The sequence below is a fragment of the Streptomyces sedi genome, assembly GCF_006335015.1.
Taxonomy (GTDB): Bacteria; Actinomycetota; Actinomycetes; order Streptomycetales; family Streptomycetaceae; genus Streptomyces; species Streptomyces sedi.
The window spans coordinates 20,408-33,846 of the sequence record NZ_VDGT01000019.1; the positions used below are offsets into that span (position 1 = coordinate 20,408).

Here is a 13,439-nt window from a genome sequence, read left to right on the forward strand (position 1 = left end):
CTTTGTCTGGAGGTAGGTCATGGTACGTGCGTCCGACTGGAGCCCGGTGGACATGGACCGGGACCCCACCCCTGGTGATCCGGACGAGGTACGGGAACTGGCCGATGATCTGCAGGAGTTCGCTGACGACGTCGGCGAGGCGCTCGGCAAGATCCGTGGCCTGGCCTCTGAGCGTGCGGTGTTGGACTGGGCGGGGCTGTCGGCGGACGCCTTCCGCGCCGAGTTCGATGGCGTGCCGGACAACCTGACGAAGCTGGAGGAGAGTTATTCCCTCTGCGCGCGGGCCCTCCAGACCTACTGGCCGAAGCTCCAGACCGCGCAGGGCATGGCGGACCGGGCGTTGGATCGGGCGATCTCCGCGCAGGCGGATCTCGCCTCGGCGCAGTCGGCGTTGGGGGACGCCACCGACTGGGTGGGACGGGCCGGCGACGAGGCCGAACGGCTCCAGCGCGAGGGGGAGCGGGAGAACGTCGAGCCGCCGGACGAGGACGACGTCCGTGCCGCGGCCCGCGACCGACAGGCCGCCGAGGCCGCGGCGGGCGCCGCCCGGTCCCGGGTCGACGACGCCGAGGAACGTCTCTCCGCTGCCCGCCAACTCGCCCAGGACGCACAGGAGATGCGCGAGGAGGCGGCACGGGAGTGCGCCCGCGACATCGACGAGGCGTCCGACGCCGGTATCCAGAACAAGAAGTGGTGGGAGAAGGCCATCGAGTGGGTGACGGACGCCTGGGAGACGCTCGTCGCCGTCTGCAAGGTGGTCGTCGCCGTCCTCGGTATCGTCGTCCTGATCATCGGTGGACCGCTGGCCTGGGTGGTGCTGGCCGCCGCCGTGGTCGTCCTCGCGGACACGTTGATCAAGTTCGCACAGGGGAAAGCGGGGCTGCTCGATGTCGCGTTCGCCGCGCTCGACTGCATTCCCGGGATGAAGGGTCTGACGACGCTGGGCGGTCTGGCGCGTGGTCTGCGGGGCGGGCTGTCGGCCGCGCGCAACGGTCTGCGAACCATCGGCAACGGCATCCGTCGGCTGGGCCCGACGCTGCGGCAAGGCGCCTCCGACCTCTACGCCTCCGCTGTCGACTTCGTGAAGCGGCTCAAGTGCCGCGACCCGGTCGACCCCTGCACCGGGGACATGATCCTCCAGGAGACCGACCTGAACCTGCCGGCCGTGTTGCCGCTGGTTCTCGACCGGACCCACGTCTCCTCCTACCGGCACGGCGGCTGGTTCGGACACGCGTGGGCCTCCACGCTGGACCAGCGGCTGGAGATCGACGACCAGGGTGTGTGCTACGCCGCGCCCGACGGCGCGATCCTGGTGTACCCGGTGCCCGGCCCCGACGAGGATGTTCCGCCGTTGGCCGGTGCCCGGCGCACACTGCGCTGGGACGGTCGGGCCGGAGGCGCGTTCCAGCTGAGCGATCCGGTCGAGGGCCACACGCTGCACTTCGCGCCGGTCCCCGGGATGTGGCAGCGGGCCGAGGTCACCACCCTCCCTCTGACCGCCATCACCAGCCGCAACGGCCAACGCATCGACATCGACCGCGCGCCCGACGGGACCCCGCTGGCGCTGCGCCACTCCGCCGGCTACCACATCGAGGTGGAGACCCGGGACACCCGCATAGCCGCGCTCAGACTCCAGGCGACGGGCGAGGAGTTGGTGCGCTACGGGTACGACGAGGCCGGTCGGCTTACGGAGGTACGCGACCCGGCGGGCGATCCGGTGCGCTTCCACTACGACCGTGACGGCCGCGTCACCGGGTGGGTGGACCGACTGGGCACCGCCTACGACTACGAGTTCGACGCCGAGGGCCGGGTGGTGCGGGTCGCCGGCTCCGAGGGCCTGCTCGCCGGCACCTTCTCCTACGACCGCGCCCAACGGGTCACCGAGGTGACCGACTCCCAGGGCCAGACCATCCGCTACCAGTTCAACGAGTTCTCCCAACTCGTCAGCGAGACCGACCCGCTGGGCCACGAGACGGTCAGCGAGCAGGACCCCGTGCACGGGATCATCGCCCGCACCGACCCCTTGGGCCGCACCACGCGCTTCACCTACGACGAACGCGGCAACCTCACCAGCACCACGCTTCCGGACGGTGCCACCAGCACGCTCACCTTCAACGACCTGGGCCTGCCGACCGCGTTGACGGAGCCGGGCGGCCTCCGGTGGGAACAGACCTACGACGCGGCCGGCAACCGCCTGTCCTCCACCGACCCGGTGGGCGCTACCACCCGCTACGAGTATGACGAGAACGGCGGCCTGAGCGCCGTCACCGATGCCCTGGGAGCGGTCACCCGGATCGAGACGGACGCCGCCGGCCTACCCCGGACGGTGACCGACCCGTTGGGCGCCACGACCAGCTACCGGCGCGACGCCCTGGGCCGGGTCACCTCCGTCACCGACCCGGCCGGTACGACCCACCACACGTGGACCATCGACGGAAAGCCCACGTCACGCACCCGTCCGGACGGGACCACGGAGCACTGGAGCTGGGACAGCCAGGGCAACCTGGTCGCCCACACCGACCCCGCCGGCCAGGTCACCCACTTCGAGGTCGGCCACTTCGGCCTGGTCCGCGCCCAGATCGAACCGGACGGCAGCCGGCTGGAGTTCACCCACGACACCGAACTGCGCCTGGTCGGTGTGACCAACCAACTCGGCCTGACCTGGACCTACACCTACGACGCGGCGGGTCGACTGGTCCGGGAGCAGGACTTCGACGGCCGCGTCCTGCGCTATGCCCATGACCCGGCGGGCCAGTTGGTCGCACGCACCAACGGCGCCGGTCAGACCCTCCGCTTCGAGCACGACATCCGTGGCCAGGTCACCGCCGTGCACGCCGAGGAGCACACCACCACCTACGCCCGCGACGAGGCCGGCCACCTCGTCCAGGCCGTCGCGCCCGGAGTCGAACTCCTCCTGGACCGTGACCCGTTGGGACAGGTCCTCTCGGAGACATGCAACGGGCGCACCCTGACCAACACCTACGACGTCCTCGGCCGTCGCACCGAGCGCCGCACACCGCACGGCGCGGTCAGTCACTGGACCCACGACGACGCCTCCCGCCCCACCGCACTGCGCACGGCCGACGGCGGCAGCCTCACCTTCACTCACGATGCCAGCGGCCGGGAGACGGCCCGGCAGGTCGGCCGGGGAACCACGCTCACCCAGAACTGGGACAGCGCCCAACGCCTCACCGGCCAGACTCTCTCCGTCGGCGGCGAAACGATCCACCAACGCACCTTCCGCTACGCCCCCACCGGCGCCCTCGCCTCACTCACCGACCCGGACGGCACCCGCGACGTGACCACCGACGCCGTCGGGCGCGTCACCGCCATCCGGGCACGTGGCTGGTCCGAGGGCTACGCCTACGACGCCGCGGGCAACCTGACCAACGCCGCGCTCCCCGAGACCGGGGGAGCGAGCACGGTGTCCGGCGACGACGGGGGCCGTTCCTACCAGGGCACCCGCCTGCGACGCGCCGGCCGGACCTTCTACGCACACGACGCACAGGGACGCGTCGTCCGCCAAACCCGCAAACTGCTCTCCGGCGGCACCCGAGCCTGGACCTACAGCTGGGACGCGGCCGACCGGCTCACCGACCTCACCACCCCCGACGGACACCACTGGCACTACCTCTACGACCCGCTGGGCCGGCGCATCGCCAAACAGCACCTCGGCGACGACGGAAGCGTCATCCGCCAGGTCGACTTCGTCTGGGACGGCAACCGACTCGCCGAACAGGTCGACTCGGCCGATCAGACGTGCCACACCTGGGACTGGAGCCCCGGCAGTCACCGCGTCGTCGCCCAGCGCGAACGCGCCCTGGGCCCCGACTCACCCCAGGAGGAATACGACCGGCGCTTCTACGCCATCGTCAGCGATCTGGCCGGCACCCCCACCGAACTGGTGGACGAGGACGGGCAACTCGCCTGGCGCGACCGCCGCACCCTCTGGGGAAGGTCCGCTTCCAGGGACCCCGACGGTGCCCACTGCCCACTCCGGTTCCCCGGCCAGTACCTGGACGACGAGTCCGGTCTGCACTACAACCTCTTCCGCTACTACGACCCGGACAACGCCCGCTACCTCACTCCCGACCCCCTCGGCTTGGCCGCGGCACCCAACGCCTACGCCTACGTCCCCGACCCCTGGCGCTGGATCGACCCCCTCGGCCTGGTCTGCGCCGACGCCAACACCGTCCACGGCCACATCGCGGACGTCCGCATCGTCAGCCCCAACGGCACCACGCGGCTGGAATACGGCCTGTGGAGCGGACGCACCACCCCGGCCGAGACAGCGGCGACCAAGCCCGGCTTCGACCGCATGGCGGTCACCCACACCGAGCACCGGATCTCGCGCATGTCCGGAGCCTCCACCGGGCCACGCATCAACATCCCCAACGACCCCTACTTCAACGAGATCCCGGTCCAGCGAGGCGAGAGCGTCTACATCGACGCCGTGCTACCACCCTGTAGCCGATGCAGGGGAGCGATGAACCGGATGGTCAACGAGCTCGGAGTGAACGTCACCTACTCTTGGGACGGACCTGAGGGAGCGGGCCAGTGGGCACGACAAGCATAGGAAGCCGCACATGAGCATCACCGCGCGCATCGTCGGAGCGGACGAGGACGAGTACGACGACGTCCTGGAGGCGGCCTTCGCGGAAGGCACCGATCCTGGCCTCGCTGTCGCCTTCCAACGGGTCTGGTCCGCGCCAGACCCCTGGGAGGGCGTGCTGCGCGACGAGAACGACCTCTTCGACAACACCTACTGCATCGTCGTCGGAGGAGCCACCGTGTACGGCGGGCTGCTCTCCGTCGAGTTCACCGCGCCCACCGCGCGCTTCCGCTTCGCCCCCGCCAAGAGCGAGACGCTGCGGCTGGAGGACTCGACGCTTGACGTCACCTTCGAGGTGAGCCCCGAGGAGCTCGCCGAGTTCACCACCATGCTCCGCCGCGTCGTCACCTGGGGCGTCCCCAGCCAGATCCCGCGACTCACGGGGCTGTAGACACCCACGTACCACGGCACGCGCACGGAGACCTCTTCCACCATCCTGTAGGTGGGGATCACCTCGATGCCGGCGGCGATCTCCTCAGGGCTGCGGACCCTCCAGCGTTGCCGGGGCCGACCTCGACGGTACTCCGGTCCGCCTCCTGTGGGCCGAGGTAGCACTGACCGTGACCGCCGAGGACCTCGCAGCGGCCACTGCCCTCGAACGGCGGCTGCATGAGGAGACGCTGAACGAACAGCGGCGCCGACGGCGCCAGCAAGAAGCCGAAGAACTCCACCAAGCCCTGGCCGCCACCCGTACCCTGACACTGGCCTACTGGCGCACACACCACCCCGAGGCCGCCGACAGCGACACCATCAACGCCATCAACCAACTGGCCCAGCAGACCACCAACCACGCGCCCGACAATGCCTGGGTCGGGACCGCCCGCCTGCTCCGGACCTTCGCTGAAGGGCTCAACGCGGGACAGCGCGCCAACCTGGTGGAGAGCCCGGCACAGATCGTGACCCGCTACGACCAGCCCGGCCTTGGGTGGCAGACGGTCACGGTATGGCGACCATCAAGAACACCCTCGCCGTCATGGCCAGGGTCTTCGAGCAGGCCGTTCGGGTCGGACTGATCGACGCCAACCCGGCCCGGGTGACCGGCTGGCAGCGCGAGTTCCACCAGGCTGAGGAGGAACTCGACGATCCTCGCGCGCCGGCGTTGGATGACTGGGACGCCCTGGACGAATTGGCGAACGCCTTGGTCGCCCGCTCCGCCGACCGCTACGAGGGTTGGGGTGACGTCGTGCGCTTCGCCGCCTGCACGGCCACGCGCATCGGCGAGGTCTCCGGGCTGCGGGCTCCGAGGCCAGGAGATCGACCGTTCACGGTGGATCTGGACGGTCTGCCGGCAGACGACCCCCGGACCAGGCGGTCCGCTCGACAAGGGAACCAAGGGGAAACGGCGGCGCCCGGTACTCATCATTCCCGCGATCCGGCCGATGGTCGCGCGGCGTCTGGACGTGCTGGAGGGCAAGCCGATGGCTCCGCCTGTTCACCGGGCCGAGGGGCGGGCGCATCACAACGGCCATCCTGCGGGACGCCACGCACTGGGACGAGGTGGTCGTCGCGCTCGGGTACGAGCACCTGCGTCGCCACGACCTACGGCACACCGGGCTGACGTGGATGGCCGACGCCGGCGTTGCGGTGCACGTTGCGCGGCAGATCGCCGGGCACCGGTCGCTGGCCACCACGCAGCGCTACCCGCGCCCGAGCAACGACTCGATTCTCCAGGTAGGAGAGGCGCTCAACAGTCACCTGATGGGGAATCGTCCGGGCGCGCTCCCCCCTGGTCCCCAAGACGGGGACGGGTGGCCATCTCCGAGTGGTGCGGTAGTCCTTGACCGGGAACGACGAAAGGCCCGCTGAGTCGGGAGGAAACCTCCCCGCTCAGCGGACCTTCGACACCGTCGGGACGGCGGGATTTGAACCCACGACCCCTTGACCCCCAGTCAAGTGCGCTACCAAACTGCGCCACGTCCCGGTGCCCGCCTGATCTGGGGCTTTGCCCTCGATCAGCGCGCGGTAGAACCATACCGCATGGGCGGGGGTGCTCGCTCAACCCGTGGAGGGGGCCGGCGGGAGGCGCGCTCAGCGCGGTGCCGTCACGGGAAAACCCGGGGCTCCGGCCCCCGCCAGCGGCGCGTGGTGGCGCCCTCCCGACACGGCACCCGGGCCCGCCCCGTCCGCCCGGCCGGGGCGGGCCCCGGCGCGGGGGCGGACCGAACCCCGGACAGGTCGTTGACGTGCGGGGAAGCGGGCCGTAGCTTTCCGCCGTCGATCATTGGCCGGCCCGAGGCGGGCGCGGTCGGGAAGGGAGGTCGGCCGTGGCGCTGACCGATCTGTCGTTGGAGGAACTGCGGCGTTACGACTCGGGGCTCCAATCGCCCCCGGACTTCGCCGAGTTCTGGTCCGGGACGTTGGACGCCGCGAGAGCGGCGGGGGAGGGGGTGGAGGCGGAGTACCGGCCGGTGGCCGACTCGCCGCTGGCCTCGGTCGACGTCTTCGACGTCCGCTTTCCCGGCTGGGCCGGCGAGCCCGTCGCCGCCTGGCTGCTGCTGCCGAGGAACGCCCCGGGCCCGCTGCCGGCCGTCGTCACCTACCAGGGGTACAGCGGTGGGCGCGGGTCGCACCTGGACCGCCTGCTGTGGAGCGCCGCCGGCTACGCCCACCTGGTGGTCGACAGCCGGGGCCAGGGCCACGAGACCCCCGACGCGGACACGTCGTCCGCCCCGCAGTGGGTGCGCGGCTTCATGACGCGCGGCATAGCCGACCGCGAGGACTACTACTACCGCCGGCTGATGACCGACTGCGTGCGCGCCGTGGAGGCGCTGCGCGCGCACCCGGCCGTCGACCCGGAGCGGGTGGTCGTCTCGGGCGGCAGCCAGGGCGGCGGGCTGACCCTGGCCGTGGCCGGGCTGCTGGGGGAGGGGGTGGCGGGCGCGCTGGTGGACGTGCCGTTCCTGTGCCACTACCGGCGCGGGGCCGACACCGCGAGCGCGGGGCCCTACCCCGAGCTGGTGACCTATCTGGGCGCGCACCAACGGGGCGAGCCCGCGCGGGTGTTCGACGTGCTGGCGTACTTCGACGGCCAGCACTTCGCCGCGCGCGCGACGGCGCCCGCCCTGTTCAGCGTGGCGCTGATGGACCCGGTCTGCCCGCCGTCGACGGTCTACGCGGCGTACAACCGTTACCGGGGCGAGAAGGACATCACGGTCTGGGAGTTCTCCGACCACGCGGGCGGTGGTTCGGACCAGCAGGCGCGGCAGCTGGCGTGGTTGGCCGGGCGCGGGCTGGCGCCGACCGGCTGAACGGCAACGGAACCGGGGCTCCCGCGCCGGGGCGGCGGCGGAAACACCGGTGTGGCGGCGGAAACGCCGGGGCGGCGGCGGAAACGGCGGCGGAACGGTTCCCCGTTCCGCCGCGGGTCCCCCGGGAAGCGGCCGGGCACCTCTGGACAGGGCCACCCGATCACCTGTTTTAATTGCGAGTGTTTCGCAATAACAACTGATGTGACGCTCGGCAGGGGTGTGGGTGATGACGGTCCGCAGGCGGGTCCGTGACGGTGCCGTGGCGGGGACGGTGGCCGCGCTGGCCGCCGTCGCCGGCTGCTCGGCCCCCGGCGACGACGGCGGCGGGGACACCGCCGACGGCGGCCGGGACAGCGTGGTGGTGGGCATCGCCAACGAGCCCGAGACGCTGAGCCCGCTGCTCGGCTACGGCAAGGACGGAAACTCCAAGATCTTCGACGGGCTGCTCCGCCGCGACGAGGCCCTGGAGCTCCAGCCGGCCCTCGCCGCCGAGCTGCCCGAGGTCGGCGAGGACGGGCTGACCTACCGCTTCCCGCTCAGGGACGACGTCACCTTCAGCGACGGCGAGCCGTTCACCTCGGCCGACGTCGTCTTCACCTACGAGACGGTCCTCGACGAGGGCACCAACAACGCGGCCAGGGGCGAGCTGGACGCCATCGAGAGCGTCGAGGCCGAGGGCGACCACGAGGTGGTCTTCACCCTCAAGTACCCGTACGCCGCGTTCGCCGAGCGCACCGTGCTGCCCATCGCCGCCCGGCACATCGCCGGCGAGCAGGACGTCAACACCGGCCCCTACAACACCGAGCCCGTGGGCACCGGCCCCTACACGCTCACCGACTGGTCGCCGGGTGAGCGCATCTCGCTGACCGCCAACCCCGACTACTGGGGCGGGGCGCCCGAGGTCGAACGGGTCACCATGGCCGTCATCCCCGACGACGACGTGCGCGCGACCCGGCTGCGCTCCGGCGACCTGGACGCCGCCGTCCTCCCGCCCAACCTCGCCGAGGGCTTCGCCGACGAGGACGGGATGACCACCGTCACCGCCGAGAGCGCCGACTTCCGCGCCGTGACCCTGCCGACGGACAACCCGGTCACCGGCGACACCGCCATCCGGCGCGCCCTGGACCTCGCCGTCGACCGGGAGTTGATGGTCGACAGCATCCTGCTGGGCGCCGGCCACCCCGCGTACAGCGCGATTCCCACGGCCAGCCCCTGGTTCGCCGAGGGCACCGAGCGCGACCACGACCCGGAGGAGGCCGGCCGCCTGCTGGACGAGGCCGGCTGGACCCTCGACGGCGAGGTGCGCGAACGGGAAGGGCAGCGCGCCGCGTTCACCCTCTGGTACCCGGCGGGCGACCGGCTGCGGCAGGAGCACGCCCTGGCCTACGCCTCGGACGCCAAGGAGATCGGCGTCGACATCACCGTGGAGTCCGGCTCCTGGGAGGTCATCGACGGCCGCCTCGCCGAGGACGCGGTCCTCGCCGGCGGCGGCGAGCCCACCGACCCCGACTTCGAGCTGTACAACCTGCTCTACTCCGAGCTGGCGGGGAACGGCTACAACAACATGGCCCACTACCGCAACGACGCCGTCGACGAGGCGCTGGACGCCGGCCGGCGCGGCGCCGAGCGGGCGGAGCGCGAGGCCGCCTACGAGACGGTGCAGCACGAGCTGCGGGAGGACCCCGGCTACACCTTCCTCACGCACGTCGACCACGTCTATGTGATGGCCGACGCCTGGGACGGGGTCACCACCCAGGTCGAGCCGCACGACCACGGCCTCGGGCACGGCCCCTGGTGGAACGTGGAGGACTGGCGCGTGCGTCCGTGACCGTGCCCTGGCCCGCGGTGGCGCGGCTGGTGGGGCGGCGGGCGCTGGCCGCCGTCCCGGTGCTGGCCGTGGTGACGCTCGGGATGTTCGCCGTCGCGGCGGCCTCGCCGTTCGACCCGGTGCGGCGCTATGTCGGGGAGAGCTCGGGCGTCTCCCAGGAGACGCTGGACGCGCTGCGCGAGAACCTCTCGCCCGACGGGACCTTCGTCGAGCAGTGGTGGAGCTGGCTCACCTCGGCGCTCGGCGGTGACCTCGGGCAGTCCCTGGCGCTGCGGCAGCCGGTCTCCCAGGTGATCGCCGAACGGATCGGCTGGTCGCTGCTGCTGTGCGCGGTGGCGTTCGTCGGCTCCGTGCTGCTGGGCACCGCGCTCGGCGTGCTCGCCGCCCGGCGGGAGGGCGGCTGGCTGGACCGGGTCGTCACCTCCCTCGGCTACACCCTCCAGGCGGCCCCGCCGTTCTGGCTGGCGCTGCTGGCGATCTGGCTCTTCGCGCTCCAACTCGACGTGCTGCCCGCGGGAGGGCTCACCGAGGCGGGCAGCGACACCGTGACGGCCGGCGGGCTGCTGAGTCATCTGGCGTTGCCGGCCGCCGTGTTGACCATCTCGCAGCTGCCGTGGTTCGTGCTCTACGTCCGCCAGGGCGTCACCGACGCGCTGCACGAGGACCCGGTGCGCGGGGCGCGGGCGCGGGGGGTGAGCGAACGGACGGTGCTGCTCGGCCACGGGCTGCGCTCCGGGCTGCTGCCCGTCCTGACCCTGGTCGGCACCCGCATCCCCGAGCTGATCACCGGGGCGCTGCTGGTGGAGACCGTCTTCAGCTGGCCGGGCATCGCCTCGGCCACCGTGCGCGCGGCCACGGCGACGGACTTTCCGCTGCTGGCCGCGCTCACCGCACTCTCGGCGCTCGCGGTGCTGGCCGGCAACCTGCTGGCCGACCTGCTCTACGGGCTCGCCGATCCGCGCGTTGATCTGAACGAGATGTGACCGCCATGGCACAGGAAACCGCTCCGACCACCGGCCCGGGGCCCGCCGGGGCCCGCTGGCGCCGCGTGGGCGGCGCGCGGCGCGGCACCCGCCGGGTGCGGGCCGTCGCCTCCTGCGCGCTGGTGGGGCTCGCGGCGCTGGCGGTGCTGCTGGTGCCGGTGTTCTTCCCGCTGGACCAGCAGGCCGTCGACCTCACGGCCAAGCTGCTGCCGCCCTCCGCCGAGCACCCGTTCGGCACCGACGACATGGGCCGGGACCTGCTGCTGCGCAGCGTCTACGGGCTGCGGGTCTCGCTGCTGGTGGGGCTCGTCGCCGCGCTGGTGGCCAGCCTCATCGGGCTGGCGCTCGGCTGTCTGGCCGGGGCGGTCGGCGGCTGGTTCGACCGGGTGCTGATGCGGGTCGTCGACACGTTCACCGCCGTGCCGCACCTGCTGATGGGCGTCTTCATCGTGGCGATGTTCCGGCCGGGCGTCTGGCCGGTGGTCGCCTCCGTCGGGCTGACGCACTGGGTCTCCACCGCGCGCATCGTGCGCGCCGAGGTCCACTCGCTGCGCTCCCGGCCGTTCGTGGACGCCGCGATCTCCGGGGGCGCCTCCCGGCTGCGGGTGGCCGGGCGCCACCTGCTGCCCGCCGTGCTGCCGCAGGCGGGCCTCGCGGCGGTGCTGATGGTGCCGCACGCGGTGTGGCACGAGTCGGCGCTGTCGTTCCTCGGGCTCGGCATCCCCGCGCACCAGGCGAGCCTGGGCACCATGATCAACGGCGCGCGCGGCTCGCTGGCGGCCGGCGACTGGTGGCCGACGCTCTTCCCCGGGCTGTTCATCGTGGTCACCACCCTGGCCGTCGCCGGAGCCGCGGGGCTGTGGCGCGAACGGATCAACCCACGCCGCCGATCGGAGCTGGTCCTGTGACCGAGGCACCCCCCACCGCCCGTCCCGCGCCGCCCGCCCCCCGGTCCCCGGCGGGCGAGCCGCTGCTGAGCGTGGCGGGGCTCTCGGTGCGGTTCCTGATGCCCGGCGGGCGCGACGTGGCGGCCGTCGACGGCGTCTCCTTCGACCTGGCCGCCGGCGAGTGCCTGGCGCTGGTGGGGGAGAGCGGCTGCGGCAAGTCCGTGCTCGCCTCGGCCCTGCTGGGGCTGCTTCCGGCCAACGCCATGGTCCGCGGCGGCGCCCGGCTGGCGCCCGACGGGCCCGACCTGCTCACCGCCGACCAGGCGACGCTCTCGCGCACCGTGCGCGGTCGCCGCCTCGGCCTGATCCCGCAGAGCCCTTCCGCCCACCTCACCCCGGTGCGGACCGTCCGCTCCCAACTGGAGGAGACCGTCAGGGAGATCACCGGCGTGCGGCGCTCCGGGCTGCGGGCCGCCGGCGAACGGGCGGCGGAGCGCGCGGCGTTCCCCCTCGACCACCTGGACCGCCATCCGCACCAGCTCTCCGGCGGGCTCGCCCAACGCGCCGCGACCGCGCTGGCGTTGGTCGGGGACGCCCCGCTGCTGATCGCCGACGAGCCGACCACCGGGCTCGACCGCGACCTGGTCGACCGCACCGTGGACGAGCTGCGCCGCCATGTCGACGACGGCCGGGCGCTGCTGGTGATCACCCACGACCTGGCCGCCGCCGAGCGGATCGCGGACCGGGTCGCCGTGATGTACGCCGGGCGGATCGTCGAACTCACCGGCGCCGACGCCTTCTTCGGCGATCCGGGTCCCCGGCACCCCTACGCGGCCGGCCTGTTGGACGCGCTGCCGGAGCGCGCGTTCACGCCGATCCCCGGGATGCCGCCCGAGCTGGACGCGCTGCCCGCGGGATGCGCCTTCGCCCCCCGCTGCCCGGCGGCCACCGAAGCGTGCGGCGCCCCTCCCACCCCGACCGGCGGCGTCGCCTGCCACCACCCGCGAGAGGCCGCCCGTGCTTGAGCTGGAACGGATCACCGCCGGCTACGACCGCCGCGCCCCCGTGGTGCGGGAGCTGTCGTTGGCGGTCGCCGACGGCGAGGCCGTCGGGCTGCTCGGCCCGAGCGGCTGCGGCAAGTCCACGCTCGCCCGGGTCGCCGCGCTGCTGCACCGCCCCTACGCCGGCACCGTCCGACTCGCCGGCCGTCCGGCCGGCGGCTTCCGCTTCCGCGCGCCCCGGGAGCAACGCACCTCCGTCGGCCTGGTCTTCCAGCAGCCTCGGCTGGCCGCCGATCCGAGGATGACGCTCCGCCAGCTGATCGCGGCACCCGCGCACGCCACCGGTCGGGGTGAGGAACTCTCCGCCCGCGTCGACGAGTTGGCGACGGACGTGGGACTCACCCCCGAGCTGCTGACCCGCCATCCCCACCAGGTCAGCGACGGGCAGCTGCAACGCGCCTGTGTCGCCAGGGCGTTGCTGCTCCGCCCGGCGCTGCTGGTCTGCGACGAGATGACCGCCATGCTGGACGCCTCCACCACGGCCGCGCTGGTCGCCGTCGTCGAGGAGTACCGCGCCGCCTCCGGCGCCGCGCTGCTGGCCGTGGGGCACGACCGGGTGCTGCTGCGCCGCTGGTGCGACCGGGTCGTGGACTTCCCCGCCGTTCACCCGAAGCGGTCGGAGACCGCGCCCACCAGCAGCCCCAGCACCAGCAGCACCACCGAGGCGAAGACCTCGTAGCCGTCGAGGAAGCCGACCCGGTGCACCACGGTCCACAGGTCGAACCAGTCGAGGAAGTAGTGGACCAGGCTGCCCGCGCCCTGGGTCAGCAGTACGAAGCTGAGGAGACCGAGAATCTTCCGCATGGCCGAAACGCTAGGG

11 protein-coding genes and 1 tRNA gene are annotated in these 13,439 nt (G+C 72.6%); 10 read left to right on the forward strand and 2 right to left on the reverse strand.

Translation table 11 applies throughout. The features are described from left to right. Nucleotides 1-19: 19 nt before the first annotated feature. From FH715_RS21815 to FH715_RS28625, 4 genes are all read left to right on the forward strand, one after another. Entirely contained in the window at nt 20-4,576 is a 4,557-nt protein-coding gene (locus tag FH715_RS21815) for a DUF6531 domain-containing protein (RefSeq protein WP_139647965.1), read from the forward strand. Nucleotides 4,577-4,586: 10 nt separating this feature from the next. Next, nucleotides 4,587-5,003, forward strand: a complete 417-nt coding sequence (locus FH715_RS21820) for an Imm10 family immunity protein (protein WP_139647967.1) — start codon at nt 4,587-4,589, stop codon at nt 5,001-5,003. Between the two features lie 169 nt (nt 5,004-5,172). After that, nucleotides 5,173-5,625 carry a hypothetical protein gene (locus FH715_RS21825; RefSeq protein ID WP_139647969.1) on the forward strand — a complete coding sequence of 151 codons (453 nt, stop codon included), beginning with the start codon at nt 5,173-5,175 and terminating at the stop codon, nt 5,623-5,625. Nucleotides 5,626-6,109: 484 nt separating this feature from the next. Then, nucleotides 6,110-6,418 carry a site-specific integrase gene (locus FH715_RS28625; RefSeq protein WP_246108884.1) on the forward strand — a complete coding sequence of 103 codons (309 nt, stop codon included), beginning with the start codon at nt 6,110-6,112 and terminating at the stop codon, nt 6,416-6,418. 41 nt (nt 6,419-6,459) lie between these two features. Here the strand turns inward: FH715_RS28625 and FH715_RS21835 are convergent. Then, nucleotides 6,460-6,533: transfer RNA gene (locus FH715_RS21835), tRNA-Pro, on the reverse strand. Between the two features lie 343 nt (nt 6,534-6,876). Here FH715_RS21835 and FH715_RS21840 point away from each other — a divergent pair. The 6 genes from FH715_RS21840 to FH715_RS21865 all read left to right on the forward strand — a co-directional run bounded on the left by FH715_RS21840 (nt 6,877) and on the right by FH715_RS21865 (nt 13,298). Beyond that, nucleotides 6,877-7,860 (forward strand): acetylxylan esterase, encoded by a 984-nt coding sequence (locus tag FH715_RS21840; RefSeq protein ID WP_139647971.1) that lies wholly within the window; start codon nt 6,877-6,879, stop codon nt 7,858-7,860. A 226-nt stretch (nt 7,861-8,086) separates the two neighbouring features. Beyond that, nucleotides 8,087-9,688: an ABC transporter substrate-binding protein gene (locus FH715_RS21845; RefSeq protein WP_139647973.1), complete on the forward strand. Its 1,602-nt coding sequence runs from the start codon at nt 8,087-8,089 to the stop codon at nt 9,686-9,688. Then, a complete protein-coding gene (locus FH715_RS21850) occupies nt 9,685-10,671 on the forward strand; it encodes an ABC transporter permease (protein WP_246108885.1) in 987 nt (328 codons plus the stop codon). The genes FH715_RS21845 and FH715_RS21850 overlap by 4 nt, the downstream gene beginning before the upstream one ends. Before the next feature lie 5 nt (nt 10,672-10,676). Continuing rightward, nucleotides 10,677-11,579: an ABC transporter permease gene (locus FH715_RS21855; RefSeq protein WP_139647975.1), complete on the forward strand. Its 903-nt coding sequence runs from the start codon at nt 10,677-10,679 to the stop codon at nt 11,577-11,579. 98 nt (nt 11,580-11,677) lie between these two features. After that, complete coding sequence (locus FH715_RS21860) at nt 11,678-12,583, forward strand: ABC transporter ATP-binding protein (RefSeq protein ID WP_139648145.1); 906 nt, start codon at nt 11,678-11,680, stop codon at nt 12,581-12,583. Continuing rightward, a complete protein-coding gene (locus tag FH715_RS21865) occupies nt 12,576-13,298 on the forward strand; it encodes an ABC transporter ATP-binding protein (protein WP_139647978.1) in 723 nt (240 codons plus the stop codon). The genes FH715_RS21860 and FH715_RS21865 overlap by 8 nt, the downstream gene beginning before the upstream one ends. Here the strand turns inward: FH715_RS21865 and FH715_RS21870 are convergent. Then, the gene (locus FH715_RS21870) at nt 13,223-13,423 is read right to left on the reverse strand and encodes a hypothetical protein (RefSeq protein ID WP_139647980.1); all 201 of its coding nucleotides are present in this window, start codon (nt 13,421-13,423) and stop codon (nt 13,223-13,225) included. The genes FH715_RS21865 and FH715_RS21870 overlap by 76 nt on opposite strands. Nucleotides 13,424-13,439 lie beyond the last annotated feature (16 nt).